The following is a 25,902-nucleotide window of genomic DNA, read 5'->3' on the forward strand; positions in this document are numbered from 1 at the left end:
ATTGTTTCAAATTCATTTTTAAAATCAGCCCACTTTCACTACTTCCAACCACCTGTTCACAATCACCACAGGCTCCCTGAAGATCGAATATAGTTACTTTTCTGATTTATTGAGAATATTATATGTTATTGTTCTATCTTTGTCAAGATTTTTTTATGATTTTTTTCCTGAACCGAGTATTTCTTCGGAAATTCTCACCAAAGTCTTAACGATATAGTCTACTTCATCATCGCTTAATTTAGTGTGAAGAGGGAGCGTAATTTCGTTTTCAAAGAAGGCATAGGCTCTTGGATAATCTGCCATATCAAACCCAAGATTCTTATAGGCTGTCAAGAGAGGAAGCGGTTTGTAGTGTACATTACTTGCAATTCCTGCTTTGGCCAATTCTTGGATAATACGATTACGCTCTTCTAGACTTGCTCCTTCAACATGGGTGATGTAGAGGTGACGACAAGATTCGACAGTATCAGTCTTGTGTGCCAGTGGGTGAATACGAGTACCCGCAAAGCCACGATTATAGCGATCCACGATGTCCTTACGACGTTGTAGCAAACCAGGGTAACGATCCAATTGTACCAAACCTATCGAAGCCATGATATCCGTCATGTTGCACTTATAGGCTGGTGTTACAATATCGTACTCCCATGAACCCAATTGCATCTTAGCAAGAGCATCCTTAGTCTGACCATGAAGGGAAAGGATTTGGAATTCCTTGTACATTTCTTCGTCGTCAATCGCTGGATTGGCCTTCCAAGTCGCACTTCCTCCCTCAGCCGTTGTAAAGTTTTTAACGGCATGGAATGAGAAGGAAGTAAAGTCAGCGATAGAGCCAGCAGGGTGTCCTTTATAAGTTGATCCCAAAGCATGGGCACTATCAGAGACAAGCACAATACGGTTAAAGACCTTTTGCCACTTACTTGAAGCAGTAAAGAGATCGCGTTTCTTCTCCACAATTTGGAACAAACGGTCATAGTTGCAAACAATCCCTGCAAGGTCTACTGGGATGATCACCTTAGTTTTCTCAGTGATAGCTTGCTCAAGAAGGTCATAGTCCATCTCAAACGTATCTGCTTGGATATCCACCATGACAGGTGTTGCTCCTACGTGTGTGATGACACTACATGAAGCTGTATAGGTCATGGCTGGAACGATAACCTCGTCACCAGGTCCCACTTCCAAGACGCGCAAAATCAACTCAAGAGCGGCTGTCGCAGAGTTGAGGCAGACAGTCTTAGGGGTCTGTGTGTATTGGGACAAGCGACGCTCCAGTTCTTTTGTCTTAGGACCCGTTGTGATCCAACCAGAACGTAGGGTATCCGCTACTTCAGCAATTTCAGCTTCTGTAATATCGGGTGGTGAAAATGGAATATTGTAATTTGGCATTGATTTGCTCCTTTTATCTGTACTCATTTTCTCATGACTACTTTATTTTAGTACCTCAAACACGGTTTGAAACATGATTTTGATGTCTCCAAGGAAACTAAATTCTCGGAGATAGGCGAGATTATAGCGCATCTTTTTAGGGAGGACATGTTCGACATAGGCCTGGTCAACTGACAAACCTTTCTCCGTCATTTGACTGATGATGGTGTCCTCATCCTTGTAGTTGATACTAGCTGGAGAGGTGATTCCGGCTGGCAAGAGCAAGGTCGCCATCATTTCAGGACTATACTGCTCGGTGTAGCGTGGCACCTCAGGTCTTGTACCGACAAAGGACATTTCGCCTTTAAGGACATTGACCAGCTGAGGCAGTTCGTCCAAGCGCACACGGCGAATGAAATTTCCTACTTTGGTAATGCGGCTATCGTTAGCTGAAGTCACTAGACTTCCTTTTTTATCCGCATCCGTTACCATGGTACGGAACTTCCAAATCTTGAATGGACGATTGTACTGGGTCACGCGCTCTTGCTTGTAAATGACAGGTCCCTTGCTATCCAACTTGATCCAAAGGCTCAAGATAAGAAAGATGGGAGAAGTCAAAAGTAGCAAAAACAAGGCCAGAACCCAATCCAGGCAACGCTTGAAAATCAGCGAACCTTTCCTTTTAGAGACAAGCTGGTAGTAAGACTCAACCTCGCTTGATTGCATTTCCACGGGTAGGTCTTCCCATTTCAGCATGCTGTTTCTCCTTTGTTTTTATTATACTATTTGTCAACATTTTTCATTATACCACAAAATGGAAAAGGCGGTGCAAGAAATCTGTAATTTAAAGAATTTCCTTCTTATACTCAATGAAAATCGAAACGCAAACTAGGAGGCTAGTCACAGGCTGCTCAAAGTACAGCTTTGAGGTTGCAGATAAAGCTGACGTGGTTTGAAGAGATTTTCAAAGAGTATTAGGACATGGCTCCAGCCTGCAAGCTATACATCTTGTGATAGGTTCCTCCTAAGGCCAAGAGTTCCTCATGGGTTCCACTCTCAATGATGCGCCCCTTATCCAAGACATAAATGCAGTTGGCGTCTTGAATGGTAGAAAGGCGATGAGCGATGGCAATGGTCGTCCGACCCTGTCTCATCTTAGCTAGGGAATCTTGAACCAAACTTTCTGTTTCAGAGTCAATATTGGCTGTCGCTTCATCCAAAATCAAGATTTTAGGCTGACTGGCGACTGTTCTGGCAAAGGCAAGAAGCTGACGCTGTCCAGTAGAAAAGCTCGAACCACGCTCAGACACAGGTGCATCATAACCCTGCGGAAGCTCCTGAATAAAGGAATCTGCATCCACAAAGGCAGCCGCAGCCTGTACCTCTTCATCACTAAGATCTTGGTACATGGCGATATTGGACTTGATAGTCCCATGATAGAGGAAGGGATCTTGCAAGACTAGACCGATATTTTTTCTCAGTTCTTTCTGACTGTAGTCCCTGATATCCACATCATCCAAGAGAACTCGCCCTGACTGAAATTCATAAAAACGCATGAGGACATTGATAATCGAAGATTTCCCCGAACCTGTATGACCTACAAAGGCAATGGTTTCGCCCTTGTTAACTGAAAAAGAAATATCATCTAGGATCTGGTGTTTGCCATCATATGAGAAACACAAGTGCTCAAACCGAATATTACCTTCTGTAATCTTTGCTTGACTATCCTTTTGAAGGGGTTCATAGGTTCTCTCGTCGATCAGAGCAAAGACACGGCTTGCAGAAACCATAGAAGTTTGAAGGGTTGAAAAGTTTTGCGTCACCTCAATCAGAGGATCAAAGAGACGGTTGATGTACTGGATAAAGGCATACATGGTTCCTGCTGTTATTCCCAGATAAAGCCCACGGTAGCCAAAATAAGCCATCAAAACTGCATAGCCTAGGAGTTTTAGCAAACTCATGGCAGGACGTAAAAAGAGGGCGTCCAAGGCTACAGATCGGTTGGCATAGACCAAGTGTTCTTGGTTGATTTCATCAAATTCTGCCTGCAGGCGCTTCTCTTGATTAAAGGCTTGGATAATTCTGATTCCTTCAATATTTTCTGCTAGCTTGCTATTGATATCTGATAAGAGACTTCTAGTTTTTTCGATGATCTTGACTGACTTTTTCCGATAGAGATTAACCAAAAGGAAAATCAAGGGGAGAAAGAGCAAGACCAAAGCAGTCAAGCGAAAATCCAACACCAACATGGTATAAAGAGTTGTCAGAAAGATAAAAACTGCTGAGATAAAACTGGACAAAATACCTGAAAACATATCACTGATGGTCTCGGTATCATTTGTCAAACGAGAAACGATCGAACCAGCTGGCGTCTTATCAAAATAGGACATGCCTAGCTTCTCCATATTGGCAAAGGCATCGCGACGAATATCTCTGACAATACTGTAGGACACCCGCGCAAAGAGAAGATTGCCAACATACTGAACCAGAGTTTGCAGGATGTAAAGACCATAGTAGACCAGCAAAACAGTCACAGCAAGTTGGTTGAGGTTGCTGAGATACTGGTCGATAAAGTGGGAAGCAACGAGGGGAATCACACTTTTAATGACCGTCGTCGCTAGGAGAAAGGTCAGGGCCAAAAAGGTCAGGAATCCATAGGGCTTGAGATAAGACATCAAGCGCTTCAATACAGTCCATTGTTCTTTCTTATTCTGCATCTTCTTCTCCTTTCATTTCCAACTGCTGAGACTGATAGGTTTGGGCATACCAGCCATTCAGGGCTAGCAAGTCTTCGTGCCTGCCCCGTTCGATAATTTGACCATTTTGCAGAACCAAGATCAGATCTGCATGGACAACCGCACTGAGGCGATGGGCCGTAATAATGGTTGTCTTGTCCTTCCGCGTCTCCTTGAGATTGTCAATAATCGCATACTCTGTCTTAGCATCCACGGCTGACAAAGAATCATCTAAAATTAAGATATCAGGGTCTAAAATCATAGCCCGACTCATGGCCAGACGTTGCTTTTGACCACCTGAGAGACTAACTCCTTTTTCACCAATAAGCGTATCAAATCCCCGAGGCATAGCTACAATGTCTTGGTAAACTTGAGCTAGCTTAGTCGCTTCCTCAACCGTTGAAAGGGGCAAATTAGGATTTCCAAAGCGGATATTGTCTAAGATAGAGGCCGCAAAGAGAAACTGATCCTGAGGAACATAGCCCATGAGACTGCGAAGGTCTGTCAGGCGATAGTTCCGAATATCGTGACCGTTTAGGTAAATAGCTCCCTTATCCACATCGTACTCACGCAAGAGAAGCTTGATCAAGGACGTTTTACCAGAACCTGTCTGCCCGACCAAGCCTAGGGTTTGCCCTTTTTCCAGACTAAAGTGAATATCCGTCAGTGTCTCCTCATTTTCAAAGGCAAAGCTGTCAATGGCGTACTCCAAACGTCCATTTTCGATACCGTCCAGAGGAAATTCAGGGTCTTTTACAGGTGATTCCTGAGACAAAAGATCCTCAATCCGCTGATAGGACACCTTCCCTCGCTGAGTAATATTAAAGAGGAAACCAATAGCCATAAGAGGCCAAACCAACATATCTAAGTAGCTGATAAAGGTAACCAGATTCCCAACGGTGATTTGCCCTTTCTGAACCATCAAAGAACCGACCAAAAGAGTTAAAACGTAGGACGAACCAACAAACAATAGAACCATAGGGTCAAAGAGACTATCGTATTTCATGGTTTGGAGATTCTTTTGGAAGGTCAATTCATTAACTGCCTGAAAGGACTTCAGCTCGTCCGCATGATAACCGAAAGACTTGGTTACTTTGATACCTGATACAGACTCCTGTACCTTATTATTGAGTTCAGAAAAGGCTGCTTGGGATTCTCCGAAAGCCTTATGAGTCTTTCTCCCTAGACGACTGGTCGCATAGGCCATAAAAGGCAAGGGAAGAATGGCAACCATGGTCATCTGCCAAGAAATGCTAAAGAGCATGGTCAGCAAAGTCACCAAAGCCGTGATGGAAGCATCCACTGCTGACATGACTCCTCCACCTGCGAGACGAGTTAAAGCATTGATATCATTGGTGGCGTGTGCCATCAAGTCCCCCGTCCGATAGGTCTGATAAAAGGCTGGCGACATCTTAGTAAAATGCTCAAACAAGCGAGACCGCATGATCTGCCCCAAACGGTAGGAAGTTCCAAGGATATACATGCGCCAAACATAGCGCAGATAGTACATACCCAAGGCCGCAAGAAGCAGATAAAGAAGGTTCAAAAGCAGTTCCTGCTGACTTAATTGTCCCCCAGTTATGGCGTCAATTACCCGTCCCATGACCATGGGGGGAATGAGATTGAGGACAGAGACCAAGACCAAGGCCACAATCCCGACTAAATAACGGCGCTTTTCTAACTTGAAAAACCACCAGAGTTTTTGAATAATGGACATAAAATCCCTTTCTGATTGCAAATGGAAACCTGAGGCCAAGACTCAATGAAAATCAAAGAGCAAACTAGGAAACTAGCCGCAGGCTGTACTTGAGTACGGCAAGGCGACGTTGACGCAGTTTGAATTTGATTTTTGAAGAGTACAAGACCCCAGGTTTTTCTTATTCATAAGTTACGACTGAGACGACACCCTTGTCATACTCAGCGATAAAGATATTGGCAACATTGTCATACCCTTGTTTGCTGAGGTTATCAAGCAGCCATTCTTCGCTCCGACCAATGGTCTCCAAAATTTCGACTTGGATCACACCGTCTGTGACAACAGGATACTTGGGATTCTCATCTCCCATTTGGACTACGATGAGTTGACCGTTCTGCTCCTGCATAGCGCGTTTGACTTGTTTCATTTGGAAAATTCCCTGGCTACGGAGCTTAAGAGCTACGTCCGCCGCTGATAAACCAACCGAACGGCAAGCTTCTGGATCAATCTTCCCATTTTTGATGAGCAGGGTTGGCTTCCCATCAATCAAACGTTTCACAAAGTGAACATTATTGTTAAGCCATTTGAGAGTCAATACCAGAATGGTCCACATAATCAGGATAACTGCATACTGAAGGATACTGATAGCGCTATTGTAAATCACCCCACCGATGATCCCCCCGAGTACATAGTTCTGAATTTGATCTATCGCTGAGTTAGGCGCTAGGTTGCCCTTTCCTGTCACATTAATCACGAAAACCAGAGAAAAGAGACCCAAGGCTAGTTTGATTAAAATTTCGATATAATTGAGTGTCATTTGTTCACCTCCACCAGTTCAATTGCATCTGTTTTATACAATTCTACTTTCTCTAGCAGGTACTTGTCTGGCTCACTGCCGTTCAGGGCACGGTAATAGCGATCACCTACCTTGATAAGTGCGCCATCCGTGTTTGTGGAAGTATTGACATAGATCTCTGACTTGTCAACTCCCAATTCTTTGGAAACAAGCTCGATGAAATGAAGTGAAGCTTGAAATTTATTGTTAGAAACTTGATTGTTTTGATAAGTCGTAATGCTGACCAAAAGGAGAGCTAATAAGATCAAAGCTGAAATCATGACCAACTCACGAAATTTGGTCCCCTTTTTATCATGATAAGCCTTGAAAGCTAGAAATCCTGTCACAGCTAATAGGACAATCCCTAAACCAATCATGATGCCATTTTGCTGACCGATTTGGCTGAGTACATAGTCATAAGAATAGAATTTCATGTATTTTCACTCCCTTTCATAAAATCATTCTTAATTATAAACGAAAGAGGGTGATTTTTCAAACCATACGTTGGGGAAATGCGCCTTTTTTTGGTATAATATAGTCTGTAATCTGAATGAAAAAGGTAACTTTATGAAACTCATCTCATGGAATATCGATTCCCTCAATGCAGCCCTAACGAGCGACTCTGCTCGCGCCAAACTGTCACAGGAGGTCCTACAAACCTTGGTAGCCGAAAATGCTGATATTATCGCTATCCAAGAAACTAAGCTTTCTGCCAAGGGGCCTACAAAAAAACACTTGGAAATTTTAGAAGAACTCTTCCCAGGTTATGAAAACACTTGGCGTTCTTCCCAAGAACCTGCTCGTAAAGGCTATGCTGGAACCATGTTCCTTTATAAGAAAGAACTCACACCAACGATCAGCTTCCCAGAAATCGGTGCCCCTTCTACCATGGACTTGGAAGGCCGCATTATCACCTTGGAATTTGACACATTTTTCGTGACCCAAGTTTACACTCCAAACGCTGGCGATGGCCTCAAACGCTTGGAAGAACGACAAGTCTGGGATGTCAAATACGCTGAGTATTTGGCTCAACTAGACAAAGAAAAACCAGTCCTTGCAACTGGAGACTACAACGTAGCTCACAAGGAAATTGACCTTGCAAATCCTGCTAGCAACCGCCGTTCACCTGGATTTACAGACGAGGAACGTGCTGGTTTTACCAACCTTTTGGCATCTGGATTTACCGACACCTTCCGCCATATTCACGGCGATGTCCCCGAGCGTTATACCTGGTGGGCGCAACGCAGCAAGACTTCTAAAATCAACAATACAGGCTGGAGAATCGACTACTGGCTCACTAGCAACCGCGTGGCTGACAAGGTGACCAAGTCTGATATGATTGACTCTGGTGCGCGTCAAGACCATACGCCGATTGTATTGGAAATTAAACTTTAAGGATTTTCACTATGAACTACAATGCAGTTATTCCCGAGTTTGTTGTAAGTGATTTAGAACAGTCCCGTTCTTTCTACTGCGATTTACTCGGTTTTAGGATTGAATACGAGCGTCCAGAAGAAAACTTTCTCTTTCTTTCTCTTGAAGAGTGCCAACTAATGCTAGAGGAGGGAACCCCCGAGGAACTGGCTAACCTTACCTACCCTTTTGGAAAAGGTGTCAACCTATCCTTTGGTATAAAGGATGTCCCACAACTTTATCAAAAAGTGACCGAGGCCAACTATCCTATTTATCGTCCTTTGACCAAGAGAACATTTCGTGTTGGGGATCATTATATCTATCCTCACGAATTTGCAGTTTTGGATCCAGATGGTTATTTTTTAAGATTTAGCGAATAGAAGAATAAAAGGCTACAATACTTTCTATCATTGCAGCCTTTTATTCGTTCGCTTTTATGATCTATTTACTAACAAAATATTTGATTTCTAAAGCTAATTGGTGTAAAATAAAAACATTGGCAGTAGCCTATTTAAAATTGAATATCATTTTACTTGTTTATGTCGTGAATTGGCACGACGTTTCTACAAGGTGCCGGAACACCTAACAATGAGTATGTCAGCTGAAGGTATGGTTTTGACCATGCCTATTTTGGGGACTTACTTAGGGGATTAAGTAGGTTCTTTTTCTATTTCTTGCTAGAAACTCTAAACAAGTAAATGAAGCATCTTTTAGACTTTAGGAGGTCTTATGAAATTATTAGAAGAGCGCATCCTTCAGGATGGGCATATCTTGGGTGACAACATCCTTAAGGTGGATTCCTTTTTAACCCACCAAGTTGATTTTAGCTTGATGCGAGAGATCGGTAAGGTATTTGCGGAAAAATTTTCTTCTGCTGGCATTACCAAGGTCGTGACTATTGAAGCGTCAGGTATTGCCCCAGCCGTTTTTACAGCTGAAGCCCTAAACATTCCCATGATTTTCGCCAAAAAAGCTAAAAACATCACCATGAACGAAGGCATCTTAACTGCTGAGGTTTACTCCTTTACCAAGCAGGTGACGAGCACGGTTTCCATCGCTGGAAAATTCCTCTCACCAGAGGACAAGGTCTTGATTATCGATGATTTCCTAGCCAATGGACAAGCTGCCAAAGGCTTGATTCAAATCATCGAACAGGCCGGAGCTAAAGTCGAAGCGATTGGTATCGTGATTGAAAAATCTTTCCAAGATGGTCGTGATTTGCTTGAAAAAGCAGGGTATCCAGTCCTATCACTGGCTCGCTTGGATCGTTTCGAAAATGGTCAGGTCGTATTTAAGGAGGCAGATCTCTAATGCAAAAACAAGAAAAACACTCACAAGCAGCCGTTCTTGGCTTGCAGCACTTACTAGCCATGTACTCAGGTTCTATCCTGGTTCCCATCATGATTGCGACAGCTCTTGGCTATTCAGCTGAGCAGTTGACCTACCTAATCTCCACAGATATCTTCATGTGTGGGGTGGCCACCTTCCTCCAACTCCAACTCAACAAATACTTTGGGATTGGACTACCCGTCGTTCTCGGAGTTGCCTTCCAGTCGGTTGCTCCCTTGATTATGATTGGGCAAAGCCACGGTAGCGGTGCTATGTTTGGTGCCCTTATCGTTTCAGGGATTTATGTAGTTCTAATTTCAGGAATTTTTTCAAAAGTAGCTAATCTTTTCCCATCTATCGTAACGGGCTCTGTCATTACCACGATTGGATTGACCCTGATTCCTGTCGCTATTGGAAATATGGGAAATAACGTTCCAGAGCCAACTGGTCAAAGTCTCTTGCTTGCAGCCATCACTGTTCTGATCATCCTTTTGATCAACATCTTTACCAAAGGATTTATCAAGTCTATCTCCATTTTGATTGGTCTGGTTGTTGGAACTGCCATTGCTGCTACCATGGGCTTGGTTGACTTCTCTCCTGTGGCTGCAGCACCGCTTGTCCATGTTCCTACTCCCCTCTACTTTGGTGTGCCAACCTTTGAAATCTCCTCGATTGTCATGATGTGTATCATTGCAACGGTTTCTATGGTTGAATCCACTGGTGTTTACCTGGCCTTGTCTGATATTACCAATGACCCAATCGACAGCACACGCCTGCGCAACGGTTACCGCGCAGAAGGTCTGGCAGTACTTCTCGGAGGAATCTTTAACACCTTCCCTTACACAGGATTTTCACAAAACGTTGGGTTGGTTAAATTGTCAGGTATCAAGACCCGTCTGCCAATCTACTACGCAGCTGGTTTCCTAGTCCTCCTTGGACTCCTTCCTAAATTTGGTGCCCTTGCTCAAATCATTCCGAGTCCCGTCCTTGGAGGGGCCATGCTGGTGATGTTTGGCTTTGTTTCCCTTCAAGGGATGCAAATCCTCGCCCGCGTTGACTTTGCTAACAATGAACACAACTTCCTTATCGCAGCTGTATCCATTGCTGCAGGTGTCGGACTCAACAATAGTAATCTCTTCGTCAGCATGCCGACAGCTTTCCAAATGTTCTTCTCAAACGGAATCGTCGTAGCCAGCCTACTCGCCATTGTCCTCAATGCAGTATTAAACCGGAAAAAGAAATAAGAAAAAGAGGTGCGAGCCTCTTTTTTGTTTCTTTATATCCTTACCTGTCTTTCTTCTGACCTTTGTCCTGTGACAAACATGGTAAAGGTGGCTTTGCAGACATTTCTGCCTTCTTGATTGGTGATATCGACATCCACGACACAGGTTGTGCGTCCATGATGGACACATTCTCCTTTAATGGTCAGCACATCGTCGCGTTTTCCTGCCTTGAGGTAGTTGATAGAGGACTGAAGCGTCACTCCATCAAGCCCCAGCGAGATAACCACTAGACCACTAATCTGGTCACAAAGGGTAAAGAGATAGCCACCATGGGCATTGCCATAGTAGTTGAGCGACGAGTCCACTACTTTTGTCGTCACCATAACATGACCATCTCTCATTTTTTCTATTTCGTAATTTTCAAAGGCAGATATAGCGTCAAAATGCAAATCTTTCATCGTTTCCTCCTGATATTTCAAACGACACTATGATACTACTTTTTATAGGACTGTGCAAGGAGAAAGCTCCTAGTCTGGCAAAATTCCGACCTGTTCTACAAAGCGCATAAAGGCTGCTTGTCCTTGTTCTGTCTGCTTGTAAACCCCTGCGTCCTCCAAAACACGCGTAAAGATAGCACCCACAGAGTCCTTGACGATTTCAAGGGCTTTTTCTTTATCCGCTAGGTCTGGATGTTGGGCTTTGAGCTGGTCTGCCCATTCCTGATGATAGTCTGCAACTGCTTCATCATCTCCTACAAGATAGCTTGCAACTTGCTCCACTTCTGCTTTCAAACGAGGTGGCAAGATAGCCAAGCCCATGACCTCAATCAAGCCGATATTTTCCTTCTTGATATGTTGGACATCCTTGTGGGGATGATAGATGCCATCAGGATGCTCTGGCGATGTCTGATTGTCTCGCAAGACCAAGTCCAACTCAAACTGTCCATCGCGTTTACGGGCAATGGGGGTAATGGTATGGTGTGGTGTCCCGTCTGTCTCTGACAAAATCTGTACTTCAAGGTCTGAATATTGCCGCCATTCCTGCAAAATCTTATCCGCCAAGTTGATCAAATCTTCTTTGGAATCCGAAGTCAAACGTAGCACTGACATAGGCCACTTGACAATCCCAGCCTTGACCTTCTCAAAACCAGCAAATCGGAAAGTCTTTTGCAAGGGAGCCAATTCCATAGGGAATACGTGACGGCCTCCCTGATAGTGATCATGAGTCAGAATAGAGCCTCCCACGATTGGCAGGTCGGCATTTGAGCCCGCAAAATAGCCTGGAAACTGGTCTACGATAGCTAGCAGGCGCTCAAAGCTTTGACGATTGATAGCCATGGGACGGTGCTGACCGTCTAAGAAAATACAGTGCTCATTAAAATAAGCATAAGGCGAATACTGGAAGCCCCACTCCTGACCCGCCATTTCAAAACGAATAATGCGGTGATTGCTGCGAGCTGGGTGGTTGACCCGACCATGATATCCTTCGTTCTCTATACAAAGCTGACACTGGGGATAATTACTAGCTTGCACCAACTTGGCTGCCGCAATCTCCTTTGGATCCTTTTCAGGTTTAGACAGATTGATAGTAATCTCCAGTTCACCGTAGTTAGACGGTACACGATAAGCAATATTCTTAGCAATGGCCTTGAGCTTGATGTAGTCATTTTTCTGGCTGAGCTGGTAAAAATCCCCTATCGCCTGCTCAGGAGAGTGAACATAGGTTACCCAGAAGTCTCGATTAACCTGACTTGGACAAGGGGTTACCAAGTCCATCAGTTCAGCACCAAGGATTTCACGAGCAGTCTGACTATCCTCAATCGTCTCTAATCGAACGGCCTCCTCGACCAGCTGGTCCTTGAGGTCAATCAACTCATCTAGATCAGTCTCAACTTCCCAAACACCTTCACCCACTCGCGCCAAAACACGATTGGTTAGGTAGATTCGATCCATTTCCTCAAATGAACTTCTAGCAATGACTTCCGTGATAAATGCATCTAGAATTCCCTGACTCATTGATTCTCCTTCTTACTTTCTAAATAGTCTCTGACAGCATCTAAATCCTGAAAAACTTGTTCTGTTTTATTTAAGAAAGACTGTGCTGGGCATTTTAAGTCTGGAATACAAATAACTGGTATCCCAGCTCTGTACGCTGCTTCAATCCCTGCTTCACTATCCTCTAATACTAAGCAATTCTCTGGTAAAACATTCAAATCGCTACAGGTCTTTAAAAATATATCAGGGTAAGGTTTGCTTCGCTTTACATCTTTTGCAAAAACTAGATGGTCAAATAGGGACAGTATCCCATTACTATCCAAAATCATTCTAGCTCTAGATTCAACACTTGAAGTTGCTAGAGCGATTGGAATACCTTCTCTTTGCAAAAAAGCAAGCAAATTTTTAGCACCTTTTTTTAAATTTACACCTTTGGCTAATATTCGAGCTTCCAGTTCATAAACTTTTTCCAAGGTTTGGTCAAAGTTCCAAGGTAAATCATAGGTATCTAAAAATCGTTGAACATTCTCCTCTTCCCTATGTCCACTGTATTCTCTAGAATATGTTTCTTCTGTGAAAGGAATTCCAAAATCTTTAAGCAATTCTTGATAAACTTTTAGAGAAATGATCTCAGTATCAGCTAATAAGCCATCTAAATCAAATATTACAGCGTCCATTTACTTCTCTCCTAGTCTAAAACGCGAGTGCCACCTGCAACTTCAGCGATATAGAAGCTTGGAGCATATCCAACGACTTCCTCGTAGTGCTTGCCTACAGCTTCCTTAAAGGCCTCAACAGCATCTTTTTGCACCAAGGCAATGGCACAGCCACCAAATCCTGCCCCTGTCATACGAGCACCAAGAACACCTTCCTGAGCCCAAGCAGTATGAACGAGGGTATCCAATTCCAAGCCAGTTACCTCATAGTCATGTTCTAGAGAAACGTGAGAAGCATTCATCAAGCGACCAAATGTTTCCAAATCACCTGCTTGAAGGGCTGCTTGAGCTTTAAGAGTACGTTGGTTTTCAAGCACAGCATGGCGAGCACGTTTTAAGCGATTTTCATCTTTAATTAGATAGCTGCATTGGTCAAAGGCCCACTCATCCAATTCACCCAAGGTCTGAATATCTAAGGCAACTTGCAATTCTTCTACTGCTTTTTCACACTCAGCACGGCGTTCATTGTATTTAGAGTCCGCTAGTTCACGGCGTTTGTTGGTGTTCATGATGACAACAACATTGTCCTTCAAATCAAGCGGCACCAAGTCGTATTCTAACGTATTGGTATCTAGGTAAATGGCGCGTTGGTCAGCACCCATACCGATAGCAAACTGGTCCATGATACCAGAGTTGACTCCGATAAAGTTGTTCTCTGTTTGTTTTCCGATTTTAACCAAATCCAAACGGTCTAGTTTTAAACCAAAGAGATGCTCTGCCACAACCCCCGTCAAAAGTTCCAAGGATGCTGATGATGACAAGCCTGCACCATTTGGGATATTTCCATAAACATAAAAATCAAACCCTTTGTCAATCACATGTCCAGCTTCTTGCAAGAAATGAAGAACTCCTTTTGGATAGTTGGTCCAGCTGTGCTCTTTTTCAAACTTGAGGTCAGCAAGAGGCACTTCGATAATGCCCTTGTCCTCAAAGTTGGCTGAGTAGAAACGCAAGACTTGGTCGTCACGCTTACGAGCTACACCATAAGTTCCCAAAGAAATAGCAGCTGGAAAAACGTGCCCACCGTTGTAGTCCGTGTGTTCACCAATCAAATTGATACGGCCTGGTGAAAAGAAAGTTTGGTCTGCTTCTTGACCAAAAACGGCAAGAAAGTCTTTGCGAAGGGCTTCAGCAGTAAGATCTTGTGTCATATAAATTCTCCTTTGACTGTTCGTTAAGTCATCTTAACGTGTAATCGTTTTCTTCTATTGTATCCAAGGGATTTGCCAAGGTCAATCCTTTTTACTAAACTTTTACTAAACTATCGGTAAAAAGAAGAAAAATATGATATACTAACCTAAAAGGAGGAGGATTTATGGCTATCTTAAAAGACATCGCACAGCTAGCCTCTGTCTCCATCGCGACCGTATCTCGTGTCCTCAATCGCGACCAGAGTCTATCTGTTACAGAAGAAACCAGACACCGTATTTTAACTGTCGCTGAAGAGCTGGGCTATACTAAGCACCTCAAGACAGGCGAATCCCACAAACCAAAGCAAAAGATTGCCATTATCCAATGGGTCAGCGAACAAGGGGAGTTGGACGACCTCTACTACTATCAGATTCGGCTCGGTATTGAAAAAAGAGCCCAAGAGTTGGACTATGATATCTTGCGCTATTTTAATGACCATCCTTTTACTCTGAGCGAGGAAGTGATTGGCATTCTCTGCATCGGAAAATTTAGCCGAGCTCAGATTGCTGCCTTTGAAGAATACCAAAAACCTCTAGTCTTTATAGACAGCGATACCCTCTCATTAGGTCATACCTGTATTATCACTGACTTTTACACTGCTGTGAAACAAGTTGTAGACCATTTCCTCAGCCAAGGGATGGACCGTATCGGGATTCTAACAGGTCTCGAAGAAACAACCGACCAGGAAGAAATTATCCAGGATAAGCGGCTAGAAAATTTCAAAGACATTACCCAAGCAAATGGAATCTACCATGAAGAACTGGTCTTTCAGGGGAGCTTTACTGCCCAGTCTGGCTATGACTTGATGAAGGAGGCCATTCACAAGTTGGGAGAACAACTCCCACCAGCATTTTTCGCAGCCAGCGATAGTTTAGCCATCGGTGCCCTTCGTGCCCTTCAAGAAGCTGGAATTAGCCTACCAGACCGCGTCAGCCTCATTTCCTTTAACGACACTAGTCTGACCAAGCAGGTCTATCCCCCTCTTTCTAGCATTACCGTCTATACCGAAGAAATGGGTCGAGCAGGTATGGATATTCTTAACAAGGAAGTTCTCCACGGTCGCAAAATTCCTAGCCTGACTATGCTGGGAACCAGACTGACCTTGAGGGAAAGTACAAGGAATAAATAGGATAACAAAACGACCTCTAGCGAGGTCGTTTTTCTAATGATGATGCCCATGCTTCTGCTCTAATTCTCTCACCCTCCGCTTATGTTGCGCATGATTGCTTTGACTGCTATCCACTTCAATAGTGATATTCTGCACGCCTCTTTCTTCTAAAAATTGACGCACCACTTCTTTGGTCTCCATCATCTGTTCCCAATCCCAGATACAAATGTGGACAACAGCATTGTTCTCTAGACCATCCATGGACCAAATACTAAGTTGGTTGACACTTTTGACATTGGGTAGAGCCTCTAAATCTTTCTCCAAATCACTTGTCTCGACCCCTTCTGGCACAGCATCTAGGAAAATTTTTAGCGCGCTCCAAAAGCGAGGAATGGCTTTTGAAAGAATAAAGATGGAAATGACCAGCGATAAAAGCGGATCGAGGATATACCAATCTGTAAATCGGAGGATAATCGCCATTAGAATGACGGTCAGCCAACCAAGGGTGTCTTCCAAAAAATGCAAGCTAAGAATTGACTCGTTCTTTGTCTTTCCTTTACGAACTACTATACTAGCTAGCACATTAATGGCCACTGCAATGATTCCCAGCCAGAGGATGCCTTCCTCATTGATGGGTTGCGGGTGAACGATCTTTGTGATATTTTCCAAGATCACTAGGACAGACCCTATCATAAGAATCACAGCCGTTAGCATGGCCCCTAAAAGGCTGAAACGCTTGTAACCCAAGGTATACTGCCTATCTTCTTCACGATTGGAGATCGTTTCTAGGAGGGCTGATATGCCAATGGCTATAGCATCTCCCAAGTCATGAACTGAATCAGCAAGAACTGCACTTGAACCAAAGATTCCTCCTGCGATAAACTCGACTATCGCATAGCTTAAATTTAAGAAAAAAGCTAACCAGATAGATGTTTTAGAACTCATTTCTCTCCCTCCTTTGGTATAATGGGTATATACATACTTCTTTCATTTGTATTATCTAATAAAATCCAAAGAAAGGATAGAAGCAAACTGTCAGTCCTGTTCAGTTCTGAACAGTTTGTCTCAAGTGTCTATATGCCAAAAAGAGACCGTCGAGTCAGTAAAACTAAAAAGGCCATCTATCAAGCTTTTTTACAACTTTTGAACGACAAAGGCTATGATACCACTACTGTTCAGGATATCATTGACCTAGCAGATGTTGGACGTTCTACTTTTTACTTTCACTACGAGAGTAAGGAACTCCTTTTAGATGAACTCTGTCGCTACCTCTTTCATCATCTCTTTGAAAGGGAAGAACACCTTACTACCGAGGACTACCTCGCTCATATCTTTTTACATTTTCAGAAAAACCAGGACCGTGTCACCAGCCTCCTTTTTTCCAAAAACGACTACTTCCTCCGCCAACTACACAAGGAACTCGAACACCACGTTTATCCCATGGTGGCGGATGACTTGCAAGAGGCCTATCCAAACATTCCGGCCTCCTACCTCCAGCATTTTGTTGTGACGAACTTTATCGAGACTCTAACTTGGTGGCTAAAACAAGGAAAATCCTATACCGAAGACCAAGTGGTGAGATTTTACCTTGATGTAATAGAGATGACCTCCTCTACAACTCCACTTGATAACTAAGCCTGTAACTCAGAAAGGAACCAACTATGTTAACTTCGATGATTCTAGGAATACTAACAATTGTACTAGCTCTCGCCTTCTCATTGCTTCACCTTGCTGCTGCTTTTTCAGCCATGAAACAAAAGAACTACAGTCTAGGAAACACGTGCATCTTGGTCGGCAGTTGCCTCACCTCTCTGGCTCTAGCCATCTTTTACTTCGTCCCACTTGCAACCATTCTTCTATGGATAGTGGGCTCTAGCATCATCTGTTACGGTGCTTACTGGAATGGGCGACAGCAAGAAAATCAACATATATCGCACCACATTATTCGTATAACGAGTGCTATTGTCATTACGGTATTATTCATTTTGCTCTAACACAAAAAAAGGATCATCTGATCCTTTTTTTACTTTTTTAAGCGCTTTTTGCTGCCTTGCTCCACTGATACCACCCAACTAGACTATTGATGAGATAAATTAGGTATTTCCCTTGGATTTGCAGGCTTTCTCCCCACCAGAGATAGATTGAAAAGACATTAGTAGCAGCCCAGAATATCCACTGTTCACGGTAAACAGCTGTCATGAGGATTTGCCCTACCCCATTGGTCGCATCGGTGATGGAATCGCGATAAGGACGATTGGCTCCGATAGACTGATAAATAAACCCAAAGGCCAACCACCAAAGAACACTAATAGAAAGATACTTTGTCCAACCCTTGCCGTCTAGTTTACGTGCGACAAACTCCTGCTTTTCTTTCTTGAACTGTGCTTTATAAATCCAAACCAAGAGACCAATTGGCTGCATAATTGTAAAATAGAGAGTTGTTAAAACCTCACCATAGAAGCCTTTTTGAAGGGCAAGCACCAGATAAATGATGGAATTAATCAAACCAAATAGGTAGTTACTAGCACGACCTTCAGCTTCTCAAAGAGCAGAAAAAAGGTTAGTAAGGCTTGAGAGATGAATCATTTTAAAGGCAAACAATTCCAACAAGACGTCATCATTGTCGCTGTTGGTTATTACCTACGTTACAATCTGAGCTATCGTGAAGTTCAGGAATTGCTTTATGACCGTGGAATAAACGTTTGTCACACTACGATTTATCGGTGGGTTCAAGAATACAGTAAAATCCTCTATCATCTCTGGAAAAAGAAAAATAAACAGTCCTTCTATTCGTGGAAAATGGATGAAACCTATATCAAAATTAAGGGGCGTTGGCATTATCTCTATCGAGCGATTGATGCGGACGGTTTAACATTGGATATCTGGTTACGAAAGAAACGTCGAGCAGACGATAACAGCTATAAGTTAGAAGATACCGCCTATCAAGAAGATAAAGCACGCAAAGCAGAAACCGAAGATAAGCTAGCTATTGAAGCAATGAAAAGCAAGTACACCACGCTATTGCTAGAAAATATGTTGCTAAGTCCGTGTGAAATGCAAGATACAAAAATCATGGCAGGATTGCAAGTCCATGTTTACCCCCTCTATGACGAACTGAAAGAATTAAGAGGGCTAAATAGTGTTAAAGACCACTTGTCTTATGTTGCCAGCAGACGTGAAGAATATTCTAAGCATAATATCTCACGCTACCTCAAAAAAGCCATTGAACAATATCTACCAACGGTTAAAAGGCAGGACTTAAACCATGAGTGAAGACTTAAAAACGATCAAAGAGCTGGCGGATGAGTTGAGTGTTACAAAACAAAATATTCAATATCACTACCAAAGGTTACCAAAAGAATTACAGCTTAAAAGTTCCAATGGGTCTAATCTAATAAATTCTAAAGCAGAAAAAATAATTTCAGGTAAAGTAGAAAGTAGTAGCAAATCAAATACCAAAGACCAACAAATAAGTAGCAAAGACCAACAAATAGAAAAACTAACTAATTTGTTAGACCAGTAACAACGATTAGCCTTGCAAGATAAAAAGTTGCTAGAAGAATACAAGGCGGAAAATGATAACTTAAAAGCCCTCAAAATGCCCTCACAGGAAACAGAATTCAAACACTTAGACAATCAATATAAAGATGAAGTGAACGCTCTTAAAGAGAAGTTGGAAAATTTACAGGAACAAATTAAAGATCAAAAAAGGATAGAAGAACAAGAAAAACCAATAAAATGGTGGGGACTAGGGCGAAAATAGATGATTCAGTTAAAAAGAAAGTTCCAGAATTGCGATTTAAAGGATTCACGGATGAATAGGAACAGCGTAAGTTGGGAGACGAAGTTCGAATAGTGATGGGACAGTCTCCTAATTCAGAAAATTATACTGATGATCCTAATGGACGCTAAAAATGCGAAGACCTATGAAGACCTATTTTGTATTAGTCAAACAAAAAATCCAAAAGAAATGGTATATGATTATGACCATGAAACAAAGTAAAATCAAACCGAGTGATCTGAGGAAGCACCCGATGATCATGAAACGTTATTAAACACAAAAGTCACCCATGTGAGTTCTTGCCAGAAGCTGAAGTTAATCCTTCAACCTGGAAAACCCGCAGAGGTGACTTTTTCTATACATCTCGATTTTTCTGGCAATAATCATTAACCGATAAATATGTCTGTGAATCACCCAGCGACTCCGCTATGTCCATAATCCGCGGTGGTAGTAATCCCACTCGCTGGACAAGTTCGTGATTGCTGAACAATTCCCGTGGACTGCCGGCGAAGCCAAACTTCCCGTGTTCCATAACATACACCGACTCAAACTCGGCGGCGACCCAATCCATGTCATGGGTGATGGTCACAACTTGGTGGCCCGAATCAGCCAACTGATGGAAAATTGCGGTCAACTTGCGCCGGCTTTCCCAATCAAGCGACATCATCGGCTCATCAAATAAATAAATCGCCGGATCCACTGCCAAAACTGTGGCAACGCTCAACAGCTTGCGTTCCGACAATGACAGGTCATATGGACTTTCAGCTGTTTTATCATCCAAGCCAACTCTTTTTAGAGCCGCTAAAGCCCGCCTCGTAATCGTGTCGTGGTCATCCATGACCTGCGCGACATTCCACTCCACCTCTCGTTGAACGGTCGGGTTGAAAAGCTGATCGTCAGGATTCTGAAAAGTAATCCCAACCTTCAGTAACTTTTCGACTGGTTTAAGATCATTAAAATTTTCTCCATCGATCTTAATCACACCGGTTTGTGGTGTCAGCAAGCCCGTCAACAATTTGAAGAGCGTTGATTTGCCGGCACCATTTTGGCCGACAATCGCCACCATCGGATCGGCGAAGTGTTTGTCTTCAACATCCAAGCTAAAGGACCGTTCCGGATAAGTGAACGTCAGGTGGCTCAGTTCAATTGTGGACATAACGAACCTCCTTCAGATCAGCGTAATTCACCGGATACCGACCATCAGCCAAGTGCCAATCCATTTTTTGAGCAAGTTGCTGGATTGTCGGGGCTGGAATCTGCCAGTCAGCTGCCAAATGATTAAACACCTCACCCGGCCTGCCCTGGGCTACCATTTGACCCTCGTGCAGCACCCACACAACGTCGGCGACTTCGCACAAATCGTCAATTTCACTGGTGACAATGAAGACAGTCGTCTCTTTGACTTGGGCCAGCCATTGGAAAAATTGCCGGCGGCCAAGGGGATCCATCTCACTGGTCGGATCATCCATAATCAAAACAGCCGGATTAGCCACAATCGCCGTGGCAATTGCCAACCGCTGGATCTGACCACCGGAAAGGCTCTCGGGACGCAAATTCAGCTGTTCAATCAGCCCCATTTGCGTGGCAACTTCTTCAACCCGTTTTTGAATCAGTCCTTCAGCCATTCCCTGATTAATCAAGTCAAAGGCGATTTCATCGGCAACCGTGTCTGCCAACCCGCTTAGTTGGCCAGCTGGATTTTGCAGTACAACTCCATTCATGGCATTATAAACGGGCCAATTGTCGGACACTCGCTGGCCAAACATGTGCCAATCGCCCTCAATCTCAGCAGACACAATTTTGGGAATGACCCCTGCCAGCACACGGCACAAAGTCGATTTGCCGGAGTGGCTATTCCCGATAATCCCAACCACCTGGCCGGTATGAACCTCCGCGTTAATCTGACGCAGTTGTGGTTGCTCAGTACCCGGATAACGGGTGGTCAAATTTTCAATTACAATCCGTTTATCTTCGTCCATATCTTCCACCCAATCAATAAAATTGCCAATCCAGTCAGACCAATGTGCAGCGTCCGCGACAGGCGATACACGCGCTGGGAGGTTCTGACAGTCCGGTTGAGATTATCAAAACCTCTCAGTTGGAGAGAAATCGACCGCGTCATCGATTGATCCAAGGTCTTAATCACCAATGGAATTAGAACCGGCAGGACTGACTTTAATTTCTGAATCAACGTTTTTTGCGGATTGGTTCCGCGAACTTTTTGTGCCTGCTGGATTTTCCGCATATTGCGCATCATTTCCGGCAAAATATAACTAACCGACATCAGAACGTAGACGGTTTTATAAGACAATCCGGACAGTTCCAAATAGGCCGCGTTTTCTGAAATACTCGTGGTCACCATAAAAAAGCCACTGGTCAAAATAATCACCAATACTCGACAACCCAGAGTGGTGGCATAAATCAGGCCTTCTTTGTAGAACGACACCCCAAGCACAGAAAACAGCACAGTTTGATTCCGACTGTAAAATAACCCTTGGATGATCAGCATGGTGCAAATCAGAAACAGGCTGAATCCCAGCGCCTTAAAGGTGGTAGAACTCAATTTGGAAAATAACAATAGCAGTGTTGCGACAAGAATTAATCCGGCCTGAAGCAATAAATTCATACTGGCAAAGCTCAACAACGTCATGTCCAAGATGAACAAGAGCTTAGTAATCGGATCGATTACCTGGTACCACTTGAGCTTGACCCGTGGCGCTCCAGAAATCAATGTTTTATCAGTCATCATTTATCATCGCTAAAGAAGTGCACCATCCGCTTCGGCAGCTGACGATAGATGAAGAATGCCAGGTAGGCCACGCAGACTTTATCCAAAATATCCAAGACAAACTCATCGGTAAATGAGGCCAGCCACACTGGTGCATGATTGGCGACCATTACCGCAAACAATGAGTCACCCCAAGCGATACCGGTCTGACCACCCCAAAAGATGACGTTGAGTGGCGTTGAAATGACAGCTGAAACGATGGCAATAATAATAGCAGAAACAAATACTCGTCGCGCTGACGAGAACCACCCATTGGCGTGCAAAACTCCGACAGCAATCCCAATTCCGATGCTGGTAATCGCATACACGGTTGAAATTGGCGATAAGGTCAGCCCATAGATCACGTTGTTGATGAAACCACTAATGGCACCGGCAACCGGCCCAGCCAACATGCTGGTAAGAAAGGTTCCCAAAGACCCCAGCCAAACGGGCAATTTTAACCCCTCCGCCAAGGCTTTGGCAACATAGTTTATCCCCACGGCAGCGGGAATCAAAGTCATGGTGGCAGCACTTAACTTAAATTTCCACATACTGGTACGATGAATCGGTTCTGTTTTCATAATCTTCTCCTTTTGTTTTTAAAGAGCCGTGTCTGGATAGACTTTCGGACGCAACGCTCTATTATATATCTACTGAACTGTCTATACACAAGATTTCCATCCTTAGTCGACATGAGCTGGAAATCTTTATTTGTTAAGTAGTTCACAACACATTATACACCTAATTTCTGAATAGTCAAGTGTATTTACAGTAAAATTTTAGAAAATCCTAAAAATTTCCTCTTATTTTCCATTTAAAAATGAAAATCATTAATTCTGACACTCAAAAAGCCCAGATGAAATTGTCTGAGCATTCTTTTATCTAGTTGTTTAAGGGAGTTGAGTTCAGTATGTTTAAAGTCTCTGCCCCATCATTTCTTCAACAAACCTTGTTCTTGTAGAAACTCCTTGGCTACTTGTTCTGCTGACTTGCCTTCAACACCGACTTGGTAGTTGAGCTGGCTCATCTGGCTTTCAGTAATTTTACCAGCCAATTTATTGAGAACCGTCTCCAACTCAGGATGTTTCTTGAGAAGAGCTTCTTTCATTAGTGGAGCCCCTTGATAAGGTGGGAAGAGTTGTTTGTCATCCTCCAAGACCTGCAAATCATAACGCGCCAACTCTGCATCGGTCGAATAGGCATCCGTGATTTGAATATCACCTGACTGAATTGCCTGATAGCGAAGGGCTGGCTCCATGGTCGCCACATTGAGATTGAGACCATACATTGACTGCAAGCCTTTATTTCCATCTTCACGGTCATTAAACTCAAGTGTAAAGCCTGCCTTCAACTGCCCTTCCACTTTTTTCAAGTCCGAAATGGTCTTCAAGCCATATTCTTGAGCAATCTTTTTCGGAACAGCTACAGCATAGGTATTTTGATAAGACATTGGTTTGAGATAAGCTAGATGATCCTGTTTGGCAATACCATCACGCGCTACCTGATAAACCTGCTCTGGCTCATGACCCACTTTCGGTGATGGCTGAAGTAAACTTTCAGTCACCGTTCCTGTAAATTCAGGATAGATGTCAATATCGCCTTTTTTCAGAGCTTCATAGAGGAAGCTTGTTTTCCCAAAATTCGGTTTAACAGTCGCAGTCATACTGGTATTTTCCTCAATCAGCAACTTATACATATTAGCCAAAATTTCTGGTTCCGGTCCCAATTTCCCAGCAATCACCAAGTTTTCTTTCTCTTTTTGAGCTAATAGAGCTGGACTATAAGACAGACCGAGCAATAAGGTCACCAAGGCAAAACCAGAGAAAATCGTCCGCAATTTTGCTTTTTCCATCACTTTTAGCAGGAAGTTAAAGGCAATGGCAAGCACTGCAGAAGAAAGGGCCCCAATCAAAATCAGACTGGCATTATTACGGTCAATTCCCAAAAGGATAAAGGAACCCAGTCCCCCTGCACCAATCAAGGCAGCCAAGGTTGCTGTACCGATAATCAAGACCGCTGCCGTCCGAATCCCAGACATGATAACAGGCATGGCCAGTGGAATTTCAAACTTCTTGAGACGTTCCCATCTGGTCATCCCAAAGGCAATCCCAGCCTCCTGCAGACTTGGATCAATTCCCTTCAACCCAGTAATGGTATTTTGTAAAATCGGAAAAATCGCATAAATCACAAGAGCTGTCAAAGCTGGTAAGGTCCCAATTCCCATCAAGGGGATAAAGAGCCCCAACAAGGCCAGAGACGGGATGGTCTGGAAAATCCCTGCAATCTGTAAGACCCAATCCGCCAGCCTCTCATGATAGCGAAGATAAACAGCCAAGGGAATCGCTATAAAGATGGCCAGCAACAAGGTCAAAAGTGACAACTGCAAATGTTGAGATAGAGCTGTCAACCAATCACTAAAACGATCCTGAAAAGTTGCAATTAAATTAGTCATGAACACTACCTCCAAACAAGTCTGCTACAAATTCTGTGGCAGGAGCTTTTAAAATAGTCTCGGGATTCGCCACCTGACGAATCTCTCCATCCTGCAAGACAGCAATACGGTCCGCCAACTTCAAGGCTTCATCCGTATCATGGGTCACAAAAATCGTTGTCATCCCAAATTCTTTATGCAATTCTTTCGTCAGAACCTGTAGCTGTTTTCTCGAAATAGCATCCAAGGCCGAAAAGGGCTCATCCATGAGGAGAATCTTAGGCTGACCAATCATGGCACGGACAATCCCGACCCGTTGCTGTTCTCCACCAGATAATGCACTCGGAAGTCGATGCCCATACTCAGCTACTGGCAAGCCAACTTTAGCTAAAAGCTCTTCTGTTTTCTTCGCAATTTTTTCCTTAGTCCAGCCCTTCATCTCAGGAATGAGAGCAATATTTTCTGCAACCGTTAGATTGGGGAACAGAGCAATAGCCTGTAAAACATAACCAGTAGAAAGACGAAGTTCACGCTCATCATAGTCTTTGATGCGCTTGCCATCCATGTAAATATTTCCATCAGTGGGTTCCAAAAGACGGTTAATCATCTTAATCATGGTCGTCTTACCGGACCCAGAAGGCCCAACTAAAACCATGAACTCCCCATTCTCAATCCGTAAATTGACATCTCTCAAAACATCCTTTTCTGTATAGCGTAGCGCTACATTTTTGTATTCAATCATTCTTTGTCCTCAATTTAAAACTTCCCTTGATTGGTCAAGTTACCAAACTTTTAATAACTAATTTACCCCATTCTAAACCCCATTTTCCTCCTCTTTCAGATTAGCCAAAATTCTTTCTTGAAAGGCTTCAAACTGACGAATTTCTTCCTCAGTGAATCCTTTATAAAAAATTGCATCCAACTTTTGACTAACACGATAGCCAACTTCTTTCTGGGACGAACCAAGTTCAGTCAAAACGACATACTTCTTTCTCTTGTCTATTCCACATGGACTGATGGTAACCAGGTTTTGCTCCTCAAGTTTCTTTATCATGGTTGTGAGCGTATTGTTGGTGAGACCAGTCGCCAGCGCAATATCTGTCGCAGTTGCACAGCCCGTCTCACTATTCCATAAAACCGTGAGAATCTTGCCCTGCTCACTCCGATAAAGAGCCTCAGGATCCTGATTAAGTAACTTTTGAAAAATCCGCCCATTCAACAAACGAATATGGTGGGCTACTAAATGACTATCTTTCATGATTTCTCCATTTTATTTCTATATCGAATTTTTTCTATTGTAACACCTACTATTCCATCTGTC

The 25,902-nt window shown here is 43.3% G+C and carries 28 protein-coding genes, 1 pseudogene, 1 riboswitch and 1 other annotated feature (1 of these 31 cut by a window edge); of the genes and pseudogenes, 10 read left to right on the forward strand and 19 right to left on the reverse strand.

The window, feature by feature from the left end:
• Positions 1 to 119: a binding site (T-box leader), on the reverse strand (it extends 113 nt beyond the left edge of the window).
• A 34-nt stretch (positions 120 to 153) separates the two neighbouring features.
• From HMPREF1125_RS03050 to HMPREF1125_RS03075, 6 genes are all read right to left on the reverse strand, one after another.
• Positions 154 to 1,383 (reverse strand): DegT/DnrJ/EryC1/StrS family aminotransferase, encoded by a 1,230-nt coding sequence (locus HMPREF1125_RS03050; RefSeq protein WP_001134509.1) that lies wholly within the window; start codon positions 1,381 to 1,383, stop codon positions 154 to 156.
• A gap of 42 nt (positions 1,384 to 1,425) precedes the next feature.
• Entirely contained in the window at positions 1,426 to 2,118 is a 693-nt protein-coding gene (locus HMPREF1125_RS03055; protein ID WP_000922219.1) for a sugar transferase, read from the reverse strand.
• Positions 2,119 to 2,336: 218 nt separating this feature from the next.
• Positions 2,337 to 4,079 carry an ABC transporter ATP-binding protein gene (locus tag HMPREF1125_RS03060; protein WP_001180038.1) on the reverse strand — a complete coding sequence of 581 codons (1,743 nt, stop codon included), beginning with the start codon at positions 4,077 to 4,079 and terminating at the stop codon, positions 2,337 to 2,339.
• Positions 4,069 to 5,814: an ABC transporter ATP-binding protein gene (locus tag HMPREF1125_RS03065; RefSeq protein ID WP_000022578.1), complete on the reverse strand. Its 1,746-nt coding sequence runs from the start codon at positions 5,812 to 5,814 to the stop codon at positions 4,069 to 4,071. The genes HMPREF1125_RS03060 and HMPREF1125_RS03065 overlap by 11 nt, the downstream gene beginning before the upstream one ends.
• Before the next feature lie 160 nt (positions 5,815 to 5,974).
• Complete coding sequence (locus tag HMPREF1125_RS03070; RefSeq protein WP_000174434.1) at positions 5,975 to 6,610, reverse strand: DUF421 domain-containing protein; 636 nt, start codon at positions 6,608 to 6,610, stop codon at positions 5,975 to 5,977.
• Complete coding sequence (locus tag HMPREF1125_RS03075) at positions 6,607 to 7,062, reverse strand: DUF3290 family protein (RefSeq protein ID WP_000675319.1); 456 nt, start codon at positions 7,060 to 7,062, stop codon at positions 6,607 to 6,609. The genes HMPREF1125_RS03070 and HMPREF1125_RS03075 overlap by 4 nt, the downstream gene beginning before the upstream one ends.
• A 133-nt stretch (positions 7,063 to 7,195) precedes the next feature.
• Here HMPREF1125_RS03075 and HMPREF1125_RS03080 point away from each other — a divergent pair, with 133 nt between their 5' ends.
• The 4 genes from HMPREF1125_RS03080 to HMPREF1125_RS03090 all read left to right on the forward strand — a co-directional run bounded on the left by HMPREF1125_RS03080 (position 7,196) and on the right by HMPREF1125_RS03090 (position 10,614).
• Complete coding sequence (locus HMPREF1125_RS03080) at positions 7,196 to 8,023, forward strand: exodeoxyribonuclease III (protein ID WP_000767449.1); 828 nt, start codon at positions 7,196 to 7,198, stop codon at positions 8,021 to 8,023.
• 11 nt (positions 8,024 to 8,034) lie between these two features.
• On the forward strand, positions 8,035 to 8,421 hold the full coding sequence (locus HMPREF1125_RS0102085) for a bleomycin resistance protein (protein WP_001108700.1): 387 nt from the start codon (positions 8,035 to 8,037) through the stop codon (positions 8,419 to 8,421).
• 133 nt (positions 8,422 to 8,554) lie between these two features.
• Positions 8,555 to 8,650, forward strand: a riboswitch (purine riboswitch).
• A 120-nt stretch (positions 8,651 to 8,770) separates the two neighbouring features.
• Positions 8,771 to 9,352 carry a xanthine phosphoribosyltransferase gene (locus HMPREF1125_RS03085; protein WP_000770430.1) on the forward strand — a complete coding sequence of 194 codons (582 nt, stop codon included), beginning with the start codon at positions 8,771 to 8,773 and terminating at the stop codon, positions 9,350 to 9,352.
• Positions 9,352 to 10,614 (forward strand): nucleobase:cation symporter-2 family protein, encoded by a 1,263-nt coding sequence (locus tag HMPREF1125_RS03090; RefSeq protein ID WP_001171655.1) that lies wholly within the window; start codon positions 9,352 to 9,354, stop codon positions 10,612 to 10,614. The genes HMPREF1125_RS03085 and HMPREF1125_RS03090 overlap by 1 nt, the downstream gene beginning before the upstream one ends.
• Before the next feature lie 32 nt (positions 10,615 to 10,646).
• Here the strand turns inward: HMPREF1125_RS03090 and HMPREF1125_RS03095 are convergent, their stop codons facing one another.
• From HMPREF1125_RS03095 to HMPREF1125_RS03110, 4 genes are all read right to left on the reverse strand, one after another.
• Entirely contained in the window at positions 10,647 to 11,051 is a 405-nt protein-coding gene (locus HMPREF1125_RS03095) for a PaaI family thioesterase (protein ID WP_000653834.1), read from the reverse strand.
• Between the two features lie 69 nt (positions 11,052 to 11,120).
• On the reverse strand, positions 11,121 to 12,608 hold the full coding sequence (locus tag HMPREF1125_RS03100) for a UDP-glucose--hexose-1-phosphate uridylyltransferase (protein WP_000077524.1): 1,488 nt from the start codon (positions 12,606 to 12,608) through the stop codon (positions 11,121 to 11,123).
• The gene (locus tag HMPREF1125_RS03105; protein ID WP_000340245.1) at positions 12,605 to 13,264 is read right to left on the reverse strand and encodes an HAD family hydrolase; all 660 of its coding nucleotides are present in this window, start codon (positions 13,262 to 13,264) and stop codon (positions 12,605 to 12,607) included. Before HMPREF1125_RS03105 ends, HMPREF1125_RS03100 begins: the two co-directional genes overlap by 4 nt.
• Before the next feature lie 11 nt (positions 13,265 to 13,275).
• Complete coding sequence (locus HMPREF1125_RS03110) at positions 13,276 to 14,454, reverse strand: galactokinase (protein ID WP_000189882.1); 1,179 nt, start codon at positions 14,452 to 14,454, stop codon at positions 13,276 to 13,278.
• Between the two features lie 164 nt (positions 14,455 to 14,618).
• Here HMPREF1125_RS03110 and galR point away from each other — a divergent pair, with 164 nt between their 5' ends.
• Entirely contained in the window at positions 14,619 to 15,623 is a 1,005-nt protein-coding gene (gene galR / locus HMPREF1125_RS03115; RefSeq protein ID WP_000996181.1) for a DNA-binding transcriptional regulator GalR, read from the forward strand.
• Positions 15,624 to 15,656: 33 nt separating this feature from the next.
• On the opposite strand, the gene HMPREF1125_RS03120 is transcribed toward galR, so the two are convergent.
• Positions 15,657 to 16,547 (reverse strand): cation diffusion facilitator family transporter, encoded by an 891-nt coding sequence (locus tag HMPREF1125_RS03120; protein WP_000095925.1) that lies wholly within the window; start codon positions 16,545 to 16,547, stop codon positions 15,657 to 15,659.
• Between the two features lie 132 nt (positions 16,548 to 16,679).
• Here HMPREF1125_RS03120 and HMPREF1125_RS03125 point away from each other — a divergent pair, with 132 nt between their 5' ends.
• Positions 16,680 to 17,237 (forward strand): TetR/AcrR family transcriptional regulator, encoded by a 558-nt coding sequence (locus tag HMPREF1125_RS03125; RefSeq protein ID WP_001126075.1) that lies wholly within the window; start codon positions 16,680 to 16,682, stop codon positions 17,235 to 17,237.
• A gap of 26 nt (positions 17,238 to 17,263) precedes the next feature.
• Positions 17,264 to 17,596, forward strand: coding sequence for a hypothetical protein (locus HMPREF1125_RS12850; protein WP_000958146.1), 333 nt, complete (start codon positions 17,264 to 17,266; stop codon positions 17,594 to 17,596).
• A gap of 37 nt (positions 17,597 to 17,633) precedes the next feature.
• Here the strand turns inward: HMPREF1125_RS12850 and pnuC are convergent.
• Positions 17,634 to 18,140: pseudogene (gene pnuC, locus HMPREF1125_RS03130) on the reverse strand (nicotinamide riboside transporter PnuC); the annotation flags it as partial.
• 39 nt (positions 18,141 to 18,179) lie between these two features.
• Here pnuC and HMPREF1125_RS12920 point away from each other — a divergent pair.
• The 3 genes from HMPREF1125_RS12920 to HMPREF1125_RS03140 are packed head-to-tail and all read left to right on the forward strand — an operon-like array spanning position 18,180 to position 19,365.
• Complete coding sequence (locus HMPREF1125_RS12920; RefSeq protein ID WP_001015317.1) at positions 18,180 to 18,875, forward strand: IS6 family transposase; 696 nt, start codon at positions 18,180 to 18,182, stop codon at positions 18,873 to 18,875.
• Positions 18,868 to 19,125 carry a hypothetical protein gene (locus HMPREF1125_RS03135; protein ID WP_001287845.1) on the forward strand — a complete coding sequence of 86 codons (258 nt, stop codon included), beginning with the start codon at positions 18,868 to 18,870 and terminating at the stop codon, positions 19,123 to 19,125. Before HMPREF1125_RS12920 ends, HMPREF1125_RS03135 begins: the two co-directional genes overlap by 8 nt.
• 12 nt (positions 19,126 to 19,137) lie before the next feature.
• A complete protein-coding gene (locus HMPREF1125_RS03140) occupies positions 19,138 to 19,365 on the forward strand; it encodes a hypothetical protein (RefSeq protein WP_025172315.1) in 228 nt (75 codons plus the stop codon).
• 373 nt (positions 19,366 to 19,738) lie between these two features.
• On the opposite strand, the gene HMPREF1125_RS03145 is transcribed toward HMPREF1125_RS03140, so the two are convergent.
• From HMPREF1125_RS03145 to HMPREF1125_RS03175, 7 genes are all read right to left on the reverse strand, one after another.
• Positions 19,739 to 20,539, reverse strand: a complete 801-nt coding sequence (locus HMPREF1125_RS03145; RefSeq protein WP_000103848.1) for an energy-coupling factor ABC transporter ATP-binding protein — start codon at positions 20,537 to 20,539, stop codon at positions 19,739 to 19,741.
• Positions 20,526 to 21,362 carry an ABC transporter ATP-binding protein gene (locus tag HMPREF1125_RS03150; RefSeq protein WP_000343048.1) on the reverse strand — a complete coding sequence of 279 codons (837 nt, stop codon included), beginning with the start codon at positions 21,360 to 21,362 and terminating at the stop codon, positions 20,526 to 20,528. Before HMPREF1125_RS03150 ends, HMPREF1125_RS03145 begins: the two co-directional genes overlap by 14 nt.
• Entirely contained in the window at positions 21,338 to 22,129 is a 792-nt protein-coding gene (locus HMPREF1125_RS03155) for an energy-coupling factor transporter transmembrane component T (RefSeq protein ID WP_002882833.1), read from the reverse strand. Before HMPREF1125_RS03155 ends, HMPREF1125_RS03150 begins: the two co-directional genes overlap by 25 nt.
• The gene (locus tag HMPREF1125_RS03160; RefSeq protein WP_000846130.1) at positions 22,129 to 22,731 is read right to left on the reverse strand and encodes a hypothetical protein; all 603 of its coding nucleotides are present in this window, start codon (positions 22,729 to 22,731) and stop codon (positions 22,129 to 22,131) included. The genes HMPREF1125_RS03155 and HMPREF1125_RS03160 overlap by 1 nt, the downstream gene beginning before the upstream one ends.
• A gap of 350 nt (positions 22,732 to 23,081) precedes the next feature.
• Entirely contained in the window at positions 23,082 to 24,602 is a 1,521-nt protein-coding gene (locus HMPREF1125_RS03165) for an ABC transporter permease/substrate-binding protein (RefSeq protein WP_000182953.1), read from the reverse strand.
• Positions 24,595 to 25,323 carry an ABC transporter ATP-binding protein gene (locus HMPREF1125_RS03170; protein ID WP_000575230.1) on the reverse strand — a complete coding sequence of 243 codons (729 nt, stop codon included), beginning with the start codon at positions 25,321 to 25,323 and terminating at the stop codon, positions 24,595 to 24,597. Before HMPREF1125_RS03170 ends, HMPREF1125_RS03165 begins: the two co-directional genes overlap by 8 nt.
• A gap of 72 nt (positions 25,324 to 25,395) precedes the next feature.
• A complete protein-coding gene (locus HMPREF1125_RS03175) occupies positions 25,396 to 25,839 on the reverse strand; it encodes a MarR family winged helix-turn-helix transcriptional regulator (protein WP_000655215.1) in 444 nt (147 codons plus the stop codon).
• Positions 25,840 to 25,902: the final 63 nt, after the last annotated feature.

The organism is Streptococcus oralis SK304 (assembly GCF_000287715.1).
GTDB lineage: Bacteria > Bacillota > Bacilli > Lactobacillales > Streptococcaceae > Streptococcus > Streptococcus oralis_Y.

What these genes read in the sequence shown, in the direction of transcription:
- HMPREF1125_RS03175 (WP_000655215.1), bottom strand. Translation starts at nt 25,839, where the DNA reads ATGAAAGATAGTCATTTAGTAGCCCACCATATTCGTTTGTTGAATGGG.
- HMPREF1125_RS03145 (WP_000103848.1), bottom strand. Translation starts at nt 20,539, where the DNA reads ATGTCCACAATTGAACTGAGCCACCTGACGTTCACTTATCCGGAACGG.
- HMPREF1125_RS03065 (WP_000022578.1), bottom strand. Translation starts at nt 5,814, where the DNA reads ATGTCCATTATTCAAAAACTCTGGTGGTTTTTCAAGTTAGAAAAGCGC.
- HMPREF1125_RS03060 (WP_001180038.1), bottom strand. Translation starts at nt 4,079, where the DNA reads ATGCAGAATAAGAAAGAACAATGGACTGTATTGAAGCGCTTGATGTCT.
- HMPREF1125_RS03095 (WP_000653834.1), bottom strand. Translation starts at nt 11,051, where the DNA reads ATGAAAGATTTGCATTTTGACGCTATATCTGCCTTTGAAAATTACGAA.
- HMPREF1125_RS12920 (WP_001015317.1), top strand. Translation starts at nt 18,180, where the DNA reads ATGAATCATTTTAAAGGCAAACAATTCCAACAAGACGTCATCATTGTC.
- HMPREF1125_RS03050 (WP_001134509.1), bottom strand. Translation starts at nt 1,383, where the DNA reads ATGCCAAATTACAATATTCCATTTTCACCACCCGATATTACAGAAGCT.
- HMPREF1125_RS03135 (WP_001287845.1), top strand. Translation starts at nt 18,868, where the DNA reads ATGAGTGAAGACTTAAAAACGATCAAAGAGCTGGCGGATGAGTTGAGT.
- HMPREF1125_RS03075 (WP_000675319.1), bottom strand. Translation starts at nt 7,062, where the DNA reads ATGAAATTCTATTCTTATGACTATGTACTCAGCCAAATCGGTCAGCAA.
- HMPREF1125_RS03070 (WP_000174434.1), bottom strand. Translation starts at nt 6,610, where the DNA reads ATGACACTCAATTATATCGAAATTTTAATCAAACTAGCCTTGGGTCTC.
- HMPREF1125_RS03110 (WP_000189882.1), bottom strand. Translation starts at nt 14,454, where the DNA reads ATGACACAAGATCTTACTGCTGAAGCCCTTCGCAAAGACTTTCTTGCC.
- HMPREF1125_RS12850 (WP_000958146.1), top strand. Translation starts at nt 17,264, where the DNA reads ATGTTAACTTCGATGATTCTAGGAATACTAACAATTGTACTAGCTCTC.
- HMPREF1125_RS03055 (WP_000922219.1), bottom strand. Translation starts at nt 2,118, where the DNA reads ATGCTGAAATGGGAAGACCTACCCGTGGAAATGCAATCAAGCGAGGTT.
- HMPREF1125_RS03170 (WP_000575230.1), bottom strand. Translation starts at nt 25,323, where the DNA reads ATGATTGAATACAAAAATGTAGCGCTACGCTATACAGAAAAGGATGTT.
- HMPREF1125_RS03155 (WP_002882833.1), bottom strand. Translation starts at nt 22,129, where the DNA reads ATGACTGATAAAACATTGATTTCTGGAGCGCCACGGGTCAAGCTCAAG.
- HMPREF1125_RS03150 (WP_000343048.1), bottom strand. Translation starts at nt 21,362, where the DNA reads ATGGACGAAGATAAACGGATTGTAATTGAAAATTTGACCACCCGTTAT.
- HMPREF1125_RS03165 (WP_000182953.1), bottom strand. Translation starts at nt 24,602, where the DNA reads ATGACTAATTTAATTGCAACTTTTCAGGATCGTTTTAGTGATTGGTTG.
- HMPREF1125_RS03080 (WP_000767449.1), top strand. Translation starts at nt 7,196, where the DNA reads ATGAAACTCATCTCATGGAATATCGATTCCCTCAATGCAGCCCTAACG.
- HMPREF1125_RS0102085 (WP_001108700.1), top strand. Translation starts at nt 8,035, where the DNA reads ATGAACTACAATGCAGTTATTCCCGAGTTTGTTGTAAGTGATTTAGAA.
- galR (WP_000996181.1), top strand. Translation starts at nt 14,619, where the DNA reads ATGGCTATCTTAAAAGACATCGCACAGCTAGCCTCTGTCTCCATCGCG.
- HMPREF1125_RS03105 (WP_000340245.1), bottom strand. Translation starts at nt 13,264, where the DNA reads ATGGACGCTGTAATATTTGATTTAGATGGCTTATTAGCTGATACTGAG.
- HMPREF1125_RS03085 (WP_000770430.1), top strand. Translation starts at nt 8,771, where the DNA reads ATGAAATTATTAGAAGAGCGCATCCTTCAGGATGGGCATATCTTGGGT.
- HMPREF1125_RS03120 (WP_000095925.1), bottom strand. Translation starts at nt 16,547, where the DNA reads ATGAGTTCTAAAACATCTATCTGGTTAGCTTTTTTCTTAAATTTAAGC.
- HMPREF1125_RS03090 (WP_001171655.1), top strand. Translation starts at nt 9,352, where the DNA reads ATGCAAAAACAAGAAAAACACTCACAAGCAGCCGTTCTTGGCTTGCAG.
- HMPREF1125_RS03100 (WP_000077524.1), bottom strand. Translation starts at nt 12,608, where the DNA reads ATGAGTCAGGGAATTCTAGATGCATTTATCACGGAAGTCATTGCTAGA.
- HMPREF1125_RS03125 (WP_001126075.1), top strand. Translation starts at nt 16,680, where the DNA reads ATGCCAAAAAGAGACCGTCGAGTCAGTAAAACTAAAAAGGCCATCTAT.
- HMPREF1125_RS03160 (WP_000846130.1), bottom strand. Translation starts at nt 22,731, where the DNA reads ATGAAAACAGAACCGATTCATCGTACCAGTATGTGGAAATTTAAGTTA.